Below are 18,225 nucleotides of genomic sequence, written 5' to 3'. Positions count from 1 at the left end.
TGTCGCACTTTTACGGGCATGAAATTTCTGAGAAGCGATCGCAACGGTGCTTTCACGGTATCTCTGCTAGCTGCCTTTTTATAGGATAAACCCGGAAAATGGAGCATCCTATAGGGCGATCGCAGTATGTCAAGTTTGTCTTCCCGCAGTTCGCGATCGAGTTGGCGCAAGACTTGCCCTAAACAGGTTTGGTTAAGCTACGCTGCCTTGTTTGCAGTCCTATGGACGATTCCACCCGTTTTTCATTACATCAAGCAGGCCCAACGCGGCCATCCGTTAGATGCGCACTATTTTTGGGCGGAGCTATCACCGGAAAAAGTTTTCCATCTCGGTCTCTATAACGGTCCTGGTGGCAGCAATTGGAAGATTGGTCTGCCGATCGCGACTCTTTGGACTGCTTCCGCACCCCGCTCTTTGCCAGAGCTACAGAAGCTTGGCCTGGAGGTGATGAACCGCGATCGCCAACTCAACGGCTTGCCTACTTTGGTAGAAGATCCGCTCCTCTCCCAAGCCGCACAACTCCATGCCCAAGACATGATGAATCGGCACTATTTTGCTCACAACTCGTTAGAGGGCCGCACGCCGACCGAGCGGTTTCACGCGATCGGTGGGACTCCGCGAGTGGGCGTAGGAGAGAACATTATTTATGTCCAAGACTCTAGCGTCGGACTCACCTACCGAGATATTGAAATGTTTCAGAAGGGCTGGATGTATAGCAACGGCCATCGAGACAATATTTTGAAGCCAGAGTACGTCAAGTTTGGCTACGGCATTGTGATTGACCCCGTTTCCGGGCGCAAATTTGCAGCTCAAGAATTTGCTGTCCCCGCTCCGACTCCCTAACCAATTTCTCACCAATCTTTCGGCCGCTCGGCATTAGGAATACATCAAACGCTTCAACTTTCTACTACCTTTAAAGCAGGTGGGAACAACCCGCAACAGATTCCTTCTACCAAATTGTCTTGCTAAGTGTTTTGGCAAACTTAGGCTTTTGCATAGCCCAGAGTCATTTGCCAAAGCGGTTCTAGCAGTTCATTGATGTTGAACTTGTCGCCATTCGAGAACATGCCGCAGTTTTTCTGGCCTCAGCCGAGAGTCGCCTCCTCCCCAGCCATCCCTTCAGCCTTACCACAACGTTATCAAAGGTGGATGCAAGGGCTCTTATGCAGTGCTGCTGTCGCGCTTAGTTGCAGTATTGCCAGCCCTAGTCATGCGGCAGAACGGCTCACGTTACGCCTCGGCCCCTTTCAGCAGACGATCGCGATCGCGGATTTAGAAGAATTTGCCAAGACGGGAAAACTGTCTCCCGCACTCAAACCTTATGCGCTAGTCTTGACCCCTGATATCCGCAAAGCTCTGGCCGATCGCCTAGAACTTGACCCGAATATTGGCGATCAAGTCGTGAATGAGCTGTTGCGCTCCCCCGCTGGGCAAAGAATGCTAGCTGCCTTGGGCGTGGCGATTCCGGGTAGTAATGTAGAACAACTGCAAGCCGCGATTACGTTGGCGGCCCGTCAGGTCGATGGCTTGAGTGTCCTGGCGATCTTGAGAGCATTCCCCCAAGAAACTGTGACGGTAGATGTCACTTCGATCGCGGCGCTCGCCTCTCAACTCAACTTTTCCTACTGGGAAAGCCAAGCTCTCAGCCCCATTTTAGAGCGCGAGTTGAAGGTAGACTCTGCTTTTACTGCCGCCTTTGACCCTACGGTGCCTGGTCCTCAAGTCGTAGAGCAAAAGACTCTGGTGCTGCGCGATCGCCAACGCCAGCGTACTCTTCCTGTGGATCTTTACTGGAGCGATCGCCCTAGTGGTCCTTTGGTTGTGCTTTCTCACGGCTTTGGCGCAAATCGAACTTTTCTGGCTTATCTGGCACGTCATTTAGCTTCCTATGGGCTGACGGTAGCCGCGATCGAGCATCCTGGCAGTAACATGGCCTGGTTAGCCAGTCCTTCACCAGGTCAGGCTCGCGATACTTTACTCTCAGCCGCCGAGTTTGTTGAGCGACCCAGAGATGTCAGCTTTTTGCTAGATCAGTTGGCACAACTGAATCAGAAGCCTGGTGCCTTGCGGGGGAAGCTAAATACTAACCAAGCCAGCGTCATGGGGCACTCGTTAGGAGGGTACACAGCCTTGGCTTTGGCAGGAGCGGAACTGAATGTGGTCGGGTTGCGCCAGTTTTGCCAAGAGCACATCCCCCTCGGTTTATCTCCCGCCGACTGGTTGCAATGTACCGCTATTGATCTACCAGAACGTCGGGTGAGCTTGCGCGATCCAAGAGTGGTGCAGGCGATCGCCCTCAATCCCGTCATTGGTCGCTTGTTTGGGCCAGAAGGGTTGAAGCGAGTCGCGACGCCAACCTTGATTTTGACGGGTACAGAAGACAGCCTGACCCCGACCCTAACCCACCAGTTACAACCTTTTGCCCAACTGCCTAATCCTAAATATTTGGTCACCGCGATCGGAGGGACTCATCTGAGTGTGGGTGATCCAGCGAATTTTAGTGACTTGATTACCCAAAGTGCTTTAGTGCGAGAACGGCAAGGCAAAGAAACCGCAAATCTCCGCCAATTGCTGCAAGGAGTGAGTTTGGCTTTTATCAAGCAACTGACTCCAGAAGCTAAGCAATACCAACCGTTTTTAACTTCTGGCTACGCCCAATCACTCTCTACAGCCCAAATTCCGCTACGCCTGAACACAAAATTGCCAGCCAGCTTAGCGCCTTGGATGAAGGTAGCAGCCCTACCACCTCATCAACTGAATACTCAAGTAAATCAGCAGGTTTCGGCGCTGGCCTATTATTTCGTGGCTTGTAACTCAGTGCTTTACACCGTTAGTGCCTCATTTGGCAGCTCTGCGTGGCAACTCGGTTCGCATCGTCCAGGTTCTGGCTGATCGTTGTCTAGCTGATTAGGATGGCAAAAGCCCGACTGGTGACATTCCAACAGAACGAGTCACTAGTTTGTACACTGGAAGTAGGATCTAGCAACTGAACTATCTTGCCAACCAGCTTGGAGCTGCACGATTGACGCTGCATGACGTAGCCTAGCTCCCTTGCAAATGCTGGTATCCGAATCCCCTCTTCACTGGTCACCTCTGGTGGTAACTTTACCTGCTCATAGTCTGTGGCTGATTGGCGGCATGCTCTGTCTAGCCTTGGGGACGCTGATTCCTGAACCGAGTATCCCGGCTTTAGGCATCGCCGCCATCATTACCGCGATCGCCACCATTGGCGTTCCTTCTCCCCTTGCCCAAATGATTTTATGGGGGGTGCTGTCCTTCACCCTAGCGAGTTTCATGCGATCGCTGATGCCGAAAGAAGCCAAAACTCTCAAGCACGATACCGAAGCTTGGGTCAGAACTGCCATTCCGGCAGGTGGAATGGGGCTTGTCATTTATGAAGGAACGCTTTGGCAAGCTTGCTGTCAGTTGCCAGATGTGGCGATCGCAATCCAGCAGCGGGTCTATGTAGTGGGGCGGCAACGCAACACCCTCCTGGTTATCCCTGCCAACTACCCGGACCTTAACATTTCAGACAGACTCTCTTCAAGCTGACTAAACTAACCACTAAACTGAAAAGTCATAGTCTGAGTAATTTTGGCTCTGCGTTTCTGCCCAACCCACTCATCGGGAGTTGATTGACTTATGGAGTCTATTCTTGCCGCATTAGCTTTAGTCATTGTGGGTTATACCGTTGGCTCTGTAAAAATCATCAACCAAGGCAACGAAGCGCTGGTAGAACGTCTGGGCCGCTATCACCGCAAACTCACTCCTGGCTTGAACTTTATCGTGCCTTTTGTAGACTCCATTGTTTTGGAAGACACGGTACGGGAGCAAGTCTTAGACGTAGAACCCCAAGAAGCCATTACCAAAGACAACGTGGCTTTGAAAGCGGATGCGGTGGTTTATTGGCGGATTCTAGAGCTAGAGCGAGCATTCTACTCGGTAGAAGATGTGGAGTTGGGGATTAAAAACCTGGTGCTAACAACTCTGCGATCGGCTTTGGGCCAAATGAAAGTAGAAGACACCTATTCATCTCGCTCCGAAATTAACCAAACTCTACTGCATCAGCTCGATGAAGCGACCGCAGCTTGGGGCGTGAAAGTAACGCGGGTTGAGGTGCAGAACATTTCACCGCCTCCCTCCCTCCTAGAATCGATGGCGCAGCAACGAGCGGCGGAAATTCGCAAGCGGGCTTCCATTTCTGAGGCAGAGGGCACGGTTGAATCGATGCGGTTAATTGCGAAAGCGCTGCAAGCTCAACCCAATACGAGTGAGGTGCTGAAGTACCTAATTGCTCAGCGGTATGTAGAAGCTAATGAAAAAATTAGTGAAAGTCCTAACTCCAAAGTCATTTTCATGGACCCGAAGGCTTTGAGCGAAGCTTTGGAGAACTTGATGGAAACACCAACCACGCCCGATGGTTTTGATCCGGGACTCGGTGGCGGTCCTGGCAATGGTGCTTCATCCTGACTCAGGCAGGTTTTACCTGTAAGTTAAGCCAGTTCTTGCCGCCAAATTGCATCTGCTACAAGGCAAACATCTCGCAACTCCTGGACATCATGCAGTCGTAGTAAATCAGCGCCGCCAGCGATCGCGGCACAACAAGCAGCCGCTGTTCCCCAGACTCGTTGCTGTGGGTCCGGCTGATTCAAAACATGACCAATAAAACTTTTGCGGGAAGGCCCAACCAAAATCGGGCAACCTAACGCTCGAAACTCTGAGATGCGGCGCAGCAGTTCTAAGTTTTGCGAGTAAGTTTTGGCAAAGCCAATCCCTGGATCAATCATCAGATGGGCAGGGTTAATTCCCGCCGCGATCGCCGCTTCTATGCGAGCTTGCAAAAAGGCTTGAATCTCGCCAGCTAAGTCTTGATAATCAGTCAACTGTTGCATTGTCTGAGGGGTGCCTCGGATATGCATCAAGATCAGAGGGACTTGTAGGGCAACCACAGTAGATAGCATCTCTGGATCAAAGGTTGCACCCGAAATATCGTTGATGATGTCAGCTCCAGCCTCTACCGCCGCTCTAGCGACAACCGCTCTGGTTGTATCTACCGAAATTGGCACATCCAGTTGCGATCGCACCGCTTTTATCACCGGAATTACCCGCGCCAGTTCTGTTTCTACATCTATCTCAGCGGCCTGGGGTCGGGTAGACTGCCCCCCAATATCTAGAATGTCTGCACCAGCTGCAACTAAATGTTTGGCCTGCTCTAAGGCTGTCGCTAAGGAGTCAAATTGTCCACCATCACTAAAGCTGTCTGGCGTAACATTCAGAACTCCCATCAAGTAAGTACGTACTCCCCAATCGAAGCGATTATTTCTAATTGTCCAGGTAGCACGCATTAGCATTGAAGTCACTAGATATACAGTAGCGAAAGATACCGAATAGACTATTCTGAAGGTGAAGTCAACCCACGTAGGAACTCGGTGGTCATTTCAGCATCTTGCTATACAACTAGATATAGAGACGCTTAGTTATACAGCAATAATATTTAGCCGTTATTTAGCCGTTTTTGAGCCAGCAGGTTAGCAAAAAAATATGACCAAAATTTTACTCGTTGAAGACAACGAGGTGAATTCTTTTATGATGTTACGGCGGCTTCAAAAGCGTGGCTACCAAGTTGTACATGCTGCCGATGGGATTCAAGCAATCGCGATCGCCCAAGCAGAGACACCCGACTTGATTCTAATGGACATGAGCCTACCCGTTCTGGACGGTTGGCAAGCAACTCAACAGATCAAGGCCGCTCCTACCACCCACACCATTCCCATCATCGCGCTGACCGCCCATGCGCTAGCAGGCGATCGCGAAAGATGTCTAGCCGCAGGGTGCGATGAATACGAAACGAAGCCAGTCAACTTCAATCAGTTACTAGAAAAAATGCACTTTTTTCTGAACAAGCCTCTTTAGGCTGCCCCTTTATTAACGTGGGGATTTTCTAGGATGCTGCGCTGGCAGTCTACTCCTTATGCTATTCCGCTCCTCATTGCCGCTGGGGTCTCCATCACCCTCGTGTACCTGGCATGGCGGCGTCGCTCTGCGAGTATTGCTAACACCTTTGCCCTGTTCATGTTGGGTGTTTCAGAATGGTTGCTCGGATATATCTGGGAACTGAGTAGCAGCGATCTCGCTAGCAAAGTTTTAGCAGGGAAAGTTCAGTACTTCGGAATTGTGGTGGTGCCAGCGGCTTGGTTACTCTTTGCCCTCCAGTACACAGGGCGAACCAAGTGGATGACTCGGAGAAACTTGCTCCTGCTGACCATTGAACCGCTGGTCATGTCACTTCTGGTGTGGACGAACGAGTGGCATCGGCTAATTTGGTTCCAGACGGAACTTGAGCAAATTAGCTCCTACACCCTCCTGAGCGTGACCCACGGCATTGGGTTCTGGATTCATGCCGCTTACTCCTACCTCATAACTGGGTTGGGCACGGTTCTCGTCGTGCAAGCGTTGCTGCGTTCTCCCCAGCTCTATCGAGGGCAAGCTTGGGCTTTATTGATTGGGGCGATCGCGCCTTGGCTCGCTAATGCCCTCTACCTCTTACGCTTAAATCCCTTTCCTCACTTAGACCTCACTCCATTTGCTTTCACAGTCACAGGAGCCGCGACAGCTTGGGGATTGTTCCGCTTCCGTCTGCTCGACATTGTGCCCGTAGCCAGAGATGCCGTCATTGAAAGCATGAGCGATGGCGTGATGGTTTTAGACCTCCAAAATCGGATTGTAGACCTCAATCCTGCGGCCCAACAAATGATTGGGTGGAATGCCGCCGCGATCGGGCAACCTGCCATGCGTGTGCTGGCCCAGTGGCCGCATTTACTACAGGAGTATGGCAGCCTTTTAGAAGCACATACCGAAATCAGCTTTGGCACTGGCGAGGATGAACGCTGCTTCGATCTGCGCATTTCTCCCTTGACTGACTCCTACCACCGCTTAACAGGTCGCTTAATTGTTTGGCGAGATGTGACTGAGCGGAAGCAAGCGGAGGCTAAATTGCAAGCGGCAAAGGAAGCAGCGGAAGCCGCTAATCGGGCTAAAAATACCTTCCTAGCCAACATGAGCCATGAGTTACGGACTCCGCTGAACGCTGTGATTGGCTACAGTGAGCTAATTCAAGAAGAACTGCAAGAAATGGGCCATGAGGAGTTTGCTTCCGGTTTGGAGACGATTGGCAGGTCAGGACATCATCTACTCGCACTAATCAGCGATATCCTGAATTTCTCCAAAATTGAAGCAGGCAAGATGGATCTCTATATCGAGACCTTTGACCTGGCGACATTAGTAGAAGAGGTAGTTGCCACCATTTATCTGTCTCTGAGAGAAAACGATAACAAGCTACAGGTTAACCTGGCGGCTAATTTAGGTTCTATGCAGGCTGACTTGATGAAGGTGCGTCAAGTCCTCTGCAATTTGTTAAACAATGCCACCAAATTCACGCAGCAAGGGCTGATTACCTTGACGGTCTACAAAAGCCAGACCCGCCTGGCTTTAGGAGCAGCTACAAGCTTAGACTGTTTTATCTTCGAGGTTGCTGATACGGGGATTGGCATTACCCCAGAGCAGATGCAACAAATTTTTCAACCTTTTACTCAAGCAGACGCTTCAACCACCCGTCGCTATGGTGGCACAGGCTTGGGTCTATCGCTGAGTCGCCGTTTCTGTCAAATGATGGGGGGTGACATCACCGTTGCGAGTGAGTTTGGCCAAGGTTCCGTATTTACCATCTGCTTGCCGACCCAGGTCAGCAGTGACGCCCCATTGGAATAATTTTTAACAGGGGCACCTCTTGTGAGTGCCCTGCTTGGGTATAGTTGCTAGGTTCTACGCTTGGTGGTTGACGATCCGGGCAAAGCTCTTAGGGTCTAAGCTGGCACCACCGACTAAAGCACCATCGATCTCTGGTTGAGCCATAATCTCGTCAATATTGTCTGGCTTGACAGACCCACCGTACTGAATCGAGACATTGGCGTTGGTTAACTTCTGACGAATTAACCCAATCACGCGATTGGCTTCTGCTGAATCGCAAGTATCACCAGTGCCGATCGCCCAGATGGGTTCGTAGGCAATCACCAGATTCTGTTGGTCAACGCCAATTAAGTCTTTTGCCAATTGGTTAAAGATCACGGCTTCGGTTTCGCCAGCGTCACGCTGTTGCTTGGTTTCGCCCACACACAAGATGGGGGTGAGGTTATGCCTTTGGGCTGCTCTCAGGCGCAAGTTTACGGTTTCGTCGGTTTCACCAAAGTACTGTCGGCGCTCGCTGTGACCCACGACTACAAACCGCACCCCAATTTCAGCCAACATGGCACCAGCAATTTCACCCGTGTAGGCACCCACGTCTTCCCAATGAACGTTCTGAGCGCCTAACTGAACTCGGCTACCATGCAGGCTCTTAGACAACAGTCCTAAATCTGTAAACGGAGCGCAAACAACTACTTCCCGCTCATCTGGGGTTGCATCCAATTCGGACATAAATCCTTGCAAAAACTCCAGGGATTCTGCCTGGGTTTTGTACATTTTCCAGTTGCCAGCAATAACGATTTTGCGCACAGGTGCTTCAGCCAAACTCACAACACTTCGAAATGCAACCTCCAGTTTAAGGCTTTGAGGGGGCAGTTTTACTTAGGAACCCAGAATTAAACTCAAAGCGATCGCCCTTCTCCAGTTAGGAAAAAAGCGATCGCTTGAATTAAGAGTTTTAGCCAGTGAACCGATATACCAGTTCACTGGCTAAAACCTAATGTTACTTATTCCGCAGTCACAGCTTCACGCGCGGCAGCAGCTTCGTCGGGATGAATGCCCAAACGAGTGAGGTTGACGCGGCCCCGGTTGTCAATTTCCCGGACCTTGACCACCACTTCATCGCCAACCGCCACTTCATCTTCCACCTTGCCGACGCGGTGCTCAGCCAACTGAGAAATGTGGATCATGCCTTCCTTGCCAGGTAGGAACTCCACAAACGCCCCAATTGGAATAATCCGAGTCACGCGGCCTGCATAGACATCTCCCGCATTCAGCTTGCGCGTCATGCCTTGGATGATGTTGCGTGCCCGCTTCGCCTTTTCGCCATCGACTGCTGAGATGGTGACGGTGCCATCATCTTCGATGTCGATCTTGGCTCCGGTTTCTTCGGTAATGCCTTTAATCGTCTTACCACCTGGACCAATGATCATGCCGATCAAATCTTGATCGATCTTGATCGTCAGTAGGCGAGGCGCGTAGGGTGAAAGTTCCTGACGCGGTTGGTCGATCGTCGCCAACATCTTATCCAGGATGTGCATCCGCGCAGGCTTGGCTTGGGCGATCGCCTTGGAAATGATTTCCATTGACAGCCCAGTGATCTTCATGTCCATCTGAAGCGCTGTGATGCCGCTATCGGTTCCAGCTACTTTGAAGTCCATGTCACCCAGGAAGTCTTCGATGCCTTGAATATCGGTCAGAATTCTGACTTCCTCACCTTCCTTAATCAGACCCATTGCCGCACCGCTGACAGGTTTGGTAATCGGCACGCCCGCATCCATCAGAGCCAGGGTAGAGCCACAAACGGAACCCATCGAGGTGGAACCGTTGGAAGACAGCACCTCAGACACAACCCGAATCACATAGGGGAATTCTTGTTGAGTCGGTAAGACAGGCACTAAGGCTCGCTCTGCCAAGGCACCGTGGCCCACTTCCCGACGACCAGGCGATCGCATGGGCCGAGTTTCACCCACCGAGTAGGGGGGGAAGTTGTAGTGGTGCAGGTAGCGCTTTTGCTCGTCAGGGTGCAGGTCGTCTAGCTCTTGGGCATCTCCAGGAGTCCCCAATGTGGCAACCGACAACACCTGAGTCAAGCCCCGGTTGAATAGGCCAGTGCCATGTACGCGCGAAGGCAGTACCCCAGTCCGACAAGAAATGGGCCGTACTTCATCCAACTTCCGCCCATCCACACGCACCCCGTCTTCAATCACTTGACGACGCATGAGGGTTTTGGTGATGTCTTTGAATGTGTTGCCGAGCGCTTTAGAGTTTGCGGCGGCGGCGACTCGTACCGCATCGGTTTCTTCCAAAGCTGCGATCTCACTGGCGATCGCTTCTTTGACCTGATCTAAAGCGGCATCTCGTACCTTTTTGTCTGGTTCAAAGCGGGCCAGAATCTCTTTAATCTGAGCCGTGGCGCGATCGCGAATGAACGTCTCTAGCGTCGAGTCGATTTCGGGGGGCGTTTCTTGCACCAGAGCAATGCCCAACTCTTCCAGCAAATCACGCTGAGCTTGAATCAGGTCGCGCACCGCTTCATAACCAAAGTCGATCGCCTCGATCATGTCTTGCTCAGGCAATTGGTTTGCGCCTGCTTCCACCATGACCACGCCATCAGGAGAGCCTGCAACAATTAAATCCAAATCGCCAGACTCGATTTCGGTGTAGGTCGGATTAATAATAAAATCATCACCCACCAAACCGACGCGCACGGCTGCCATTGGGCCATTAAAGGGAATCTGAGCCAACAACACCGCAATGGAGGCTCCCGTCACCGCTAGAACATCGGGGGGGACTCGCTCATCCATTGACACGGTGGTTGCCACCACTTGAATGTCATCCCGCAACCAACCGGGGAATAGTGGCCGCAGGGGACGGTCAATTAGACGGCTGGTCAGGGTTGCTCTCTCGGGGGGACGACCCTCACGCCGGAGAAATCCGCCTGGAATCCGACCTGCTGCATAAAGTCTCTCTTCGTAGTCTACCAGCAATGGCAAGAAATCAATGCCTTCTCGCCCTGTGGCTCTTGTAGCCGTCACTAGAACCGCCGTATCGCCCGATTGAATTAATACTGACCCGCCTGCTTGAGGGGCCAGTAAACCAACCTTAAGTCGAATATCCCGACCATCAAAGGATATTGACTTGTCTATCTCTACCATGTAGCGTTCGTTCCTTTGTTGTTCTTATTTTTTTCTTCTGTGGCAATCGTAGCACTGATGCCCTTGTGCTGCCTTTACAGGAGAGTCTTTGGAGGCGATCGCTTGAATAAATTAGCCAAGGCAATTCCTTGCCTAGCCCTCAATCTTTAGTCATTCAACTCAACAATAATTAATGATTTTTTGTGGAGAGTTCGCTAGAAATTGCAGGTATAAACCATGCCTTCGATGGCTGATTTTGTCATTGCTTGCTCATGAAACTGCGCCGAGAGATGCTCACGGCTTGAGCAATGATTCAACAAGTTATTGGTAAGCACAATCAGCGTAAAGACCGATATAGAATGAGGGCATCAACTTGAGAGCCATCACCTAACTGTACGGCTTCAGGAATTCGGCCAATGGTGCTGAATCCTAAAGATTGCCATAGGCTGATGGAAGGGGTGTTGGTGGCAAACACCAAGTTAAATATCACGGCCTCATAACCTTGGGCAGTGGCGATCGCTAACATTGCTTCCCCCATCCAGCGTCCAATTCCTTGGCCCCGCAGACTCGGTTGCACAATAAACCCAGCATTGCAGAGATGGCTGCATCGTCCCGGAAAGTTGGGCTTGAGATAAAACGCTCCTAGGATGTTCGGTAATTCTTGGCCTCCTAGGTCTTGGCCCTCTAGGTCGCTCACCCCCCGCACGACAAAGGCATCATGAGTCGTCCAATAAGCTGCAAATTCACTTTCGCTCAAAGGTTGTATTTGAGGATAGGTTTGGCCTTCAATAATGACAATATTCAACAGTTCCCGAACCCACTCGCGATCGGCAAGCTGCATCCGATCTAACTTAGCTGACATTCCATTTCGCAGCGTTTTATAGAGCGGCAACTGGATGTTCATTTAGAGAACACCAAAAGAGTTATCAGCCCAGAATTTTTAGTTCGAGAAAGTCATGGCTACGCAGATGGCAAGCTTCGGTAGGTTTTACTCCAACTTTTAATCCTGCTAAAATTCGGCAACTTAAAATCGCATGGCAATTTTACACGGTAGTTGGTTACTGCAAACTTCCAAAAATGTGGCTCATCAGAGTGCATCAGAACTAGGCGAGCATTCATCTTTGAATTTCACGGGCTGTTTTTTTGTTTGGGGTGAGACGTGGCGACGGATTGCTGAAGACACTGCCATTACCACTGACCAAGTTCCTGAGCATCCCTTCGCGATCGCACCTAGCGAGTTAGCCGATCTTCTGCGATCGCTGCAACAAGCGGGCAAGCTCAAGTGGACTTTACCAACTCCGGCGGCCAATGCCGCTACGCCACCTCCATCCGCAAGCTCAACTCCCGCGGGACGCTCTCGTAAACGTACTGCGAGTACTGCGATCGCTGTTGAACCTGCTACCACTGCCGATGGCGAGATCACTTGGCGATCGCAAGTTTTGGCTTTACCCACTTGGGTTACAGCCACAGCCGCTATCCCACAACATTCGGCTGCGGCAGTTAGTGAAGCTGAAGTCACACCCGATGTCCTCTGTCTCTCTCCTTGGCGAGTCGAAGGGTTTTGTTTACCCCCACTGGCTGCAATGCAATTTTTGCAGGCTTTGCCGCTGAGTTCCTTTGGTGCGGAAGACTCGTTTGTGGGCGATGATTTGCGGTTTTGGTCCCACATGGCTCGTTGGAGCCTAGATTTGCTGGCGCGATCGAAGTTTCTGCCAATGGTGAAAACCAATGGCAATACAGTAATTGCTCATTGGCAAGTGCTTTTAGACAGCGCCACTGACCAAGCTCGATTAGAAAAGTTTGGGCAGCACTTACCTGCGGTTTGCCGCACTTATCAAGCTGCATCTCAAGCTGCGTCACAAGTTCAAGCCCTAGACTTACCCCTAGCTCCGCAAGATTTGATTCGAGAATTCTTAAACAATACGCTGGATGCACAAGTTAGAACGATCGCAACTCCTCCAACTTTTACGCCAGCTTCAGGCGATCGCCGTAAACCAGACGCGGCCATTGACCCAGCTCTGCAACTGTGGCTTCAAGCGTTAAGCACTGAATCTGGTTTAGTCGCAACCGATCCAACAACCGTAGGGCGCTTAGAATCCGCTTTGCAGACCTGGACAGCTCCGCTCCAAGATTATTTGGTGGAGCAACGGCGGTTTCGGACTTGCTTCTATTTGCACCCTCCGGTCAGCGGTCAAATGGAATGGCTCCTAGAGTATTTCTTGCAGGCAGCTAATGATGCCGACTTTTTGCTGAGTGCCCCCACCATTTGGAGCAATCCAGTGGAGCGGTTAGTGTATTTAGGCCGCACGATTGAGCGACCACAAGAAACGCTACTAGCAGGCTTAGGCCTCGCTTCAAGACTGTACCCGTTGCTAGAACCGAGCTTACACGAGCAACGACCTCAGTTTTGTCGTCTCACCGCTTTGCAGGTGTACGAGTTTATTAAAACGGCAGCTTGGCGCTTGCAAGACAGCGGCTTTGGCGTGATTCTCCCCCCTGGGCTAGCCAACCAAGAGGGCTGGGCCAACCGTCTCGGACTGAAAATTCAAGCAGAGACTTCTATTGCGGGCGATCGCCGTTTAGGGCTACAAAGCCTGCTGAATTTCCGCTGGGGTTTGTCCATTGGGGGTCAAACGCTTTCCAAAGCAGAGTTCGACCAGTTGGTGGCACTCAGTACACCTTTGGTCGAAATCAACGGTGAGTGGGTAGAACTGCGTCCTCAAGATATCCGCGCCGCCCAGAACTTCTTCGCAGAACGTAAAGACCAGATGGCTCTCTCTCTAGAGGATGCCTTGCGAATTAGCACAGGCGACACTCAAGTGATTGAAAAGCTTCCCGTTGTGAGTTTTGAAGCTTCCGGTGCCTTGCAAGAGCTGATCAATGCCCTCACCTCTGGCAGTCAATCCGTAGAAGCGATCGCCACTCCCGCTACCTTTAAAGGAGAACTGCGCCCCTACCAAGCCCGTGGTGCAGGATGGCTAGCATTTCTGGAGCGCTGGGGTTTGGGAGCTTGCCTCGCGGACGATATGGGTTTAGGTAAAACCGTGGAGTTCATTGCTTTCTTGTTACATCTACAGGAGCAAAACGCTCTAGAACAACCGACCTTGCTGGTCTGTCCCACTTCTGTATTAGGGAATTGGGAGCGAGAAGTAAAGAAATTTGCTCCCACCCTCAAGGTGATGGTGCATCACGGTGACAAGCGTCCTAAAGGTAAAGCTTTTGCCAAAACTGTTAAAGGGCAACATTTAGTCATTACAAGTTACGCGCTGATTCAGCGAGATCTGAAGGATCTACAAACTGTGAGTTGGCAGGGGGTGGTGCTAGATGAAGCTCAAAATATTAAAAATCCAGACGCTAAGCAATCGCAAGCAGTCCGACAGTTAGAGAACCACTTTCGCATTGCCTTGACAGGAACTCCCGTAGAGAACCGCCTCTCGGAGCTGTGGTCCATTTTGGACTTCCTCAATCCTGGCTACTTAGGGCCAAAGAACTTCTTTCAACGACGGTTTGCGATTCCGGTCGAGCGTTATGGCGATACTGCCTCGCTCAAAACTCTGCGATCGCTGGTGCAACCCTTTATTCTGCGCCGTCTCAAGAGCGATCGCAGCATTATCCAAGATTTGCCTGACAAGCAGGAAATGACCATTTTCTGTGGACTCACCACCGAGCAAGCAAAACTATATCAGCGGGCTGTCGATGCTTCCTTGGCCGAGATTGATAACGCTGAAGGCATTAAACGGCGAGGCATGATTTTGGCACTACTGGTGAAGCTAAAGCAAATCTGCAACCACCCAGATTTGGAGAAGGATGAAAGCGGAAAGAAGAAGGATGCAAAACTAACTACTTCATCCTTTAAAGCTCGTTCAGGCAAGCTTCAGCGCTTAGAGGAAATGCTGGAAGAAATTTTAGCGACGAGTGAAGAAGTAGGTGCTAACCGAGCCGATCGCGCCCTAATCTTTACTCAGTTTGCTGAGTGGGGCAAATTGCTACAAGACCACCTACAAAAACAGCTCAAGCAAGAAATTCCATTCCTATACGGCAGCACCTCCAAGAAACAGCGCGAGGAAATGGTCGATCGCTTTCAACAAGATCCACAAGGCCCTCAAATCTTCATTCTTTCCCTTAAAGCAGGCGGAGTAGGTCTCAATCTAACTCGCGCCAACCATGTCTTCCACTTCGATCGCTGGTGGAATCCAGCAGTCGAAAACCAAGCGACTGACCGGGTATTCCGTATCGGTCAAACTCGCAATGTCCAGGTGCATAAGTTTGTCTGCAACGGCACCCTGGAAGAAAAAATTCATGAACTAATTGAAAGTAAAAAAGCCTTGGCCGAACAAGTAGTAGGAGCGGGTGAACATTGGCTAACCGAGCTGGATACCGACCAACTCCGCAACCTGCTCTTGCTCGATCGCAGTGCTGTGATTGATGAGGATGCCGAATGACCCACTATTCTCCTAATCTCCCTAAAAACAACCCACCACCCAAAGCTACCACTGCCGCCGATGGCGTTTCTCTCCAGCCCAGTCGCGAGTGGTGGGCACAGCGCTGGGTAGATGTTCTAGAGTCCTTTGGCTGGCGGCGACGGTTAGAACGAGCTCGCAATTACGCTCGGCAAGGCAATGTTCTAGAACTAGAGTTCCAGGGGCCAAAGGTATCTGCCCAAGTTCAAGGCACCGCTCCTGAGCCGTACCAGGTCTCGCTCTCCCTCGATCCGTTCGACGATGAACAATGGGGATATGTGATTGAGACCATGTCGCAGCGAGCAATTTTTTCAGCTAAACTACTGGCGGGAGAAATGCCTCAAAGCATCGAAGAAGTCTTTACTAGCAATGGTTTAAGCTTGTTTCCGTTGACGCGGTTCGACATCCACAGCAAATGCTCTTGTCCCGACCCTGCAAACCCTTGCAAGCACATTGGAGCGGTTTATTATCTGTTGGGCGATCGCTTTAGTGAAGATCCGTTTGTTCTGTTTGAGTTGCGAGGTCGCACCAAAGAGCAAATTATTGCGGCCTTACGACAAATGCGGAGTGCCAACAGTGAGGGAACGTCAGAAACAGCGCCAGAAGAAGCAACGAATGAGCGATCGCAACTCATTGCCCCCCTCAAGATCGATCAGTTTTGGCACTACAACGAACAACTGGAGTCCTCTTTGGTAGTAATTGCGCCTCCTCCTAGCACGGAAACGATCTTAGATGTGCTAGGCCCGATCTCCATCAAGCCAGAATCTAGCTCCAGTGCTGCTACGGCTCAACCTCCAACTTCAGCCGCAATGGATCATCTGCGCTCCATCTATACAGCCGCCAGCCAGCAGGCCGTTTTGACTGCCATGAACACGGAAGGCAGTTGATTAGAAGCGCTGTGGGGTTGGTGTTTATTGACCAAACTCTAAGCGAGCTTGCTCTACCAGTTCAGCCGTTACTGTATCCAGTTCTCCTTCCCGTGCTAATTGCTCAATTCGTTGCCGTGCCTGCGATCGCACAAAAAAGGGAATATTTTGAAGTTTCACTTTGGCTTCAGGAGTCCACTTTAAAGCGTCGGTTAGATCTGATTCACGCATATTCGTCTCCCTAGAACTGAGCTTTAGCTCTATCATTTCAAACTCTTGGCCCTGCTTTACCCTCCTTTTTGTTTCCTTTACGTTTCTATAAATTCTCAAATCCTCTTGCTTTTGTGTAGGCAAGGGCGATCGCCTTAAACATTGCCCCATTAAAAAAGCTCCTGCTATGACACAGGAGCTTGAAAGTTATTCACCTAGACACTAAAACAAATTCACTAAAGACAGTCTTAGTCTAGGTCAGGCATGGAGAGTACAGGCTCACTTTCACGGTTGATGCCTCGCTCAAAACCAGCCGCAGCAGCCCGTGCACGACCCGCATGCCACAGATGACCGACTAGGAAGAAGAAAGCGAGCACAAAGTGAGAAGTTGACAACCACGCGCGAGGAGACACGAAGTTAACCGAGTTAATTTCGGTTGCCACACCACCTACAGAGTTCAAAGAACCTAGAGGAGCATGGGTCATGTACTCAGCCGCGCGGCGTACTTGCCAAGGTTGAATGTCGTTCTTGATCTTGTTGAGATCTAAACCGTTGGGACCACGTAGAGGCTCCAACCAAGGACCACGGAAGTCCCAGAAGCGCATGGTTTCACCACCGAAGATGATTTCACCCGTGGGGGAGCGCATCAGGTACTTACCAAGACCTGTAGGACCTTGAGCAGAACCGACGTTTGCACCCAAGCGTTGGTCACGAATCAAGAAGGTCATCGCTTGCGCTTGAGACGCTTCAGGACCCGTAGGACCAAAGAATTCGCTGGGGTAAGCAGTGTTGTTGTACCAAACAAAGCAAGAAGCAATGAAGCCCATCAAAGACAAAGCGCCCAAGCTGTAGGAGAGGTAAGCCTCACCCGACCAGATGAAAGCCCGACGAGCCCAAGCAAAAGGCTTGGTGAGAATGTGGAAGATACCACCGAAAATGCAGACCAGGCCGACCCAAATATGACCACCAACGATGTCTTCTAGGTTGTCAACGCTGACAATCCAGCCATCGCCACCAAAAGGAGACTTCAATAGGTAGCCAAAGATGGTAGCTGGGTTCAAGGTGGGGTTAGTGACAACCCGCACATCACCACCACCTGGTGCCCAAGTATCGTAGAGACCGCCAAAGAACATCGCCTTAGCCACCAGCAGCAGAGCACCACCTCCCAACAGGATCAGGTGAATGCCGATGATGGTGGTCATCTTGTTCTTGTCCTTCCAGTCGTAGCCAAAGAAGGAGGAGTACTCTTCTAGGGTTTCGGGACCACGGACAGCATGGTAGATGCCACCCAAACCAAGTACCGCAGAAGAAATGAGGTGCAGTACACCCACTACAAAGTAGGGGAAGGTGTTGATCACTTCACCACCAGGACCCACGCCCCAGCCTTGAGCAGCCAAGTGCGGTAGCAAGATCAAGCCTTGCTCGTACATTGGCTTTTCGGGCACAAAGTGAGCGACCTCAAACAAGGTCATCGCTCCAGCCCAGAAAACAATCAGACCTTGGTGAGCGACGTGAGCGCCCAACAACTTACCAGACAAACTAATTAGACGGGCATTACCAGCCCACCAAGCAAAACCAGATGACTCTTGGTCGCGGCCACTGCCCGCAACCACTGGATTAGAGAGCGTTACCACGGGGCAGAACCTCCTCAGGGAAGACAAAGTTTTCGTGTGGCTGATCTTGAGGTGCCATCCAAGCACGGATGCCCTCGTTCAGCAAGATGTTCTTCGTGTAGAACGTCTCAAATTCAGGGTCCTCCGCTGCGCGAATCTCTTGCGACACGAAGTCGTAAGCTCGCAGGTTCAGCGCTAG

14 protein-coding genes and 1 pseudogene are annotated in these 18,225 nt (G+C 51.1%); 8 read left to right on the top strand and 7 right to left on the bottom strand.

Annotated features, from left to right (window positions below; translation table 11 throughout):
* The first annotated feature begins 126 nt into the window (after positions 1-126).
* The 4 genes from NDA01_RS06850 (at position 127) to NDA01_RS06835 (ending at position 4,470) form a co-directional block, all read left to right on the top strand.
* Complete coding sequence (locus NDA01_RS06850) at positions 127-843, top strand: CAP domain-containing protein (protein WP_348227356.1); 717 nt, start codon at positions 127-129, stop codon at positions 841-843.
* 195 nt (positions 844-1,038) lie between these two features.
* The gene (locus NDA01_RS06845) at positions 1,039-2,892 is read left to right on the top strand and encodes an alpha/beta hydrolase (protein ID WP_348227355.1); all 1,854 of its coding nucleotides are present in this window, start codon (positions 1,039-1,041) and stop codon (positions 2,890-2,892) included.
* A 204-nt stretch (positions 2,893-3,096) separates the two neighbouring features.
* Positions 3,097-3,552, top strand: a complete 456-nt coding sequence (locus NDA01_RS06840; protein WP_348227354.1) for an NfeD family protein — start codon at positions 3,097-3,099, stop codon at positions 3,550-3,552.
* A 90-nt stretch (positions 3,553-3,642) separates the two neighbouring features.
* Positions 3,643-4,470: an SPFH domain-containing protein gene (locus tag NDA01_RS06835; protein ID WP_190436456.1), complete on the top strand. Its 828-nt coding sequence runs from the start codon at positions 3,643-3,645 to the stop codon at positions 4,468-4,470.
* Between the two features lie 23 nt (positions 4,471-4,493).
* Here NDA01_RS06835 and folP read toward each other — a convergent pair whose 3' ends face one another.
* Positions 4,494-5,345 (bottom strand): dihydropteroate synthase, encoded by an 852-nt coding sequence (gene folP, locus NDA01_RS06830; protein ID WP_431193336.1) that lies wholly within the window; start codon positions 5,343-5,345, stop codon positions 4,494-4,496.
* A gap of 196 nt (positions 5,346-5,541) precedes the next feature.
* On the opposite strand from folP, the gene NDA01_RS06825 reads away from it, so the two are divergent.
* Positions 5,542-5,913: a response regulator gene (locus NDA01_RS06825; RefSeq protein WP_348227352.1), complete on the top strand. Its 372-nt coding sequence runs from the start codon at positions 5,542-5,544 to the stop codon at positions 5,911-5,913.
* A gap of 33 nt (positions 5,914-5,946) precedes the next feature.
* Complete coding sequence (locus NDA01_RS06820) at positions 5,947-7,767, top strand: sensor histidine kinase (RefSeq protein WP_348227351.1); 1,821 nt, start codon at positions 5,947-5,949, stop codon at positions 7,765-7,767.
* A 54-nt stretch (positions 7,768-7,821) separates the two neighbouring features.
* Here the strand turns inward: NDA01_RS06820 and tpiA are convergent, their stop codons facing one another.
* From tpiA to NDA01_RS06805, 3 genes are all read right to left on the bottom strand, one after another.
* A complete protein-coding gene (tpiA, locus tag NDA01_RS06815; RefSeq protein WP_348227350.1) occupies positions 7,822-8,550 on the bottom strand; it encodes a triose-phosphate isomerase in 729 nt (242 codons plus the stop codon).
* Positions 8,551-8,747: 197 nt separating this feature from the next.
* Positions 8,748-10,898, bottom strand: coding sequence for a polyribonucleotide nucleotidyltransferase (locus tag NDA01_RS06810; RefSeq protein WP_348227349.1), 2,151 nt, complete (start codon positions 10,896-10,898; stop codon positions 8,748-8,750).
* Between the two features lie 316 nt (positions 10,899-11,214).
* Positions 11,215-11,781, bottom strand: coding sequence for a GNAT family N-acetyltransferase (locus NDA01_RS06805; RefSeq protein ID WP_431193335.1), 567 nt, complete (start codon positions 11,779-11,781; stop codon positions 11,215-11,217).
* Between the two features lie 130 nt (positions 11,782-11,911).
* On the opposite strand from NDA01_RS06805, the gene NDA01_RS06800 reads away from it, so the two are divergent.
* Positions 11,912-15,319, top strand: a complete 3,408-nt coding sequence (locus NDA01_RS06800; protein ID WP_348227348.1) for a DEAD/DEAH box helicase — start codon at positions 11,912-11,914, stop codon at positions 15,317-15,319.
* Positions 15,316-16,224: an SWIM zinc finger family protein gene (locus tag NDA01_RS06795; RefSeq protein ID WP_348227347.1), complete on the top strand. Its 909-nt coding sequence runs from the start codon at positions 15,316-15,318 to the stop codon at positions 16,222-16,224. The genes NDA01_RS06800 and NDA01_RS06795 overlap by 4 nt, the downstream gene beginning before the upstream one ends.
* A 24-nt stretch (positions 16,225-16,248) precedes the next feature.
* Here NDA01_RS06795 and NDA01_RS06790 read toward each other — a convergent pair whose 3' ends face one another.
* The 3 genes and pseudogenes from NDA01_RS06790 to NDA01_RS06780 all read right to left on the bottom strand — a co-directional run.
* Positions 16,249-16,434 (bottom strand): PCP reductase family protein, encoded by a 186-nt coding sequence (locus NDA01_RS06790; protein WP_348227346.1) that lies wholly within the window; start codon positions 16,432-16,434, stop codon positions 16,249-16,251.
* Positions 16,435-16,661: 227 nt separating this feature from the next.
* On the bottom strand, positions 16,662-18,047 hold the full coding sequence (gene psbC / locus NDA01_RS06785; RefSeq protein ID WP_190436428.1) for a photosystem II reaction center protein CP43: 1,386 nt from the start codon (positions 18,045-18,047) through the stop codon (positions 16,662-16,664).
* Positions 18,031-18,225 (bottom strand): annotated as a pseudogene (locus tag NDA01_RS06780) (photosystem II D2 protein (photosystem q(a) protein)); the annotation flags it as partial. The pseudogene NDA01_RS06780 and the gene psbC, both read right to left, overlap by 17 nt.

It is taken from the genome of Trichocoleus desertorum AS-A10 (genome assembly GCF_039962155.1).
In the GTDB taxonomy this organism is placed as follows: domain Bacteria; phylum Cyanobacteriota; class Cyanobacteriia; order FACHB-46; family FACHB-46; genus Trichocoleus.
Note: the sequence above shows the minus strand (reverse complement) of the source record. Positions and strands in the feature narration are given on the sequence as shown.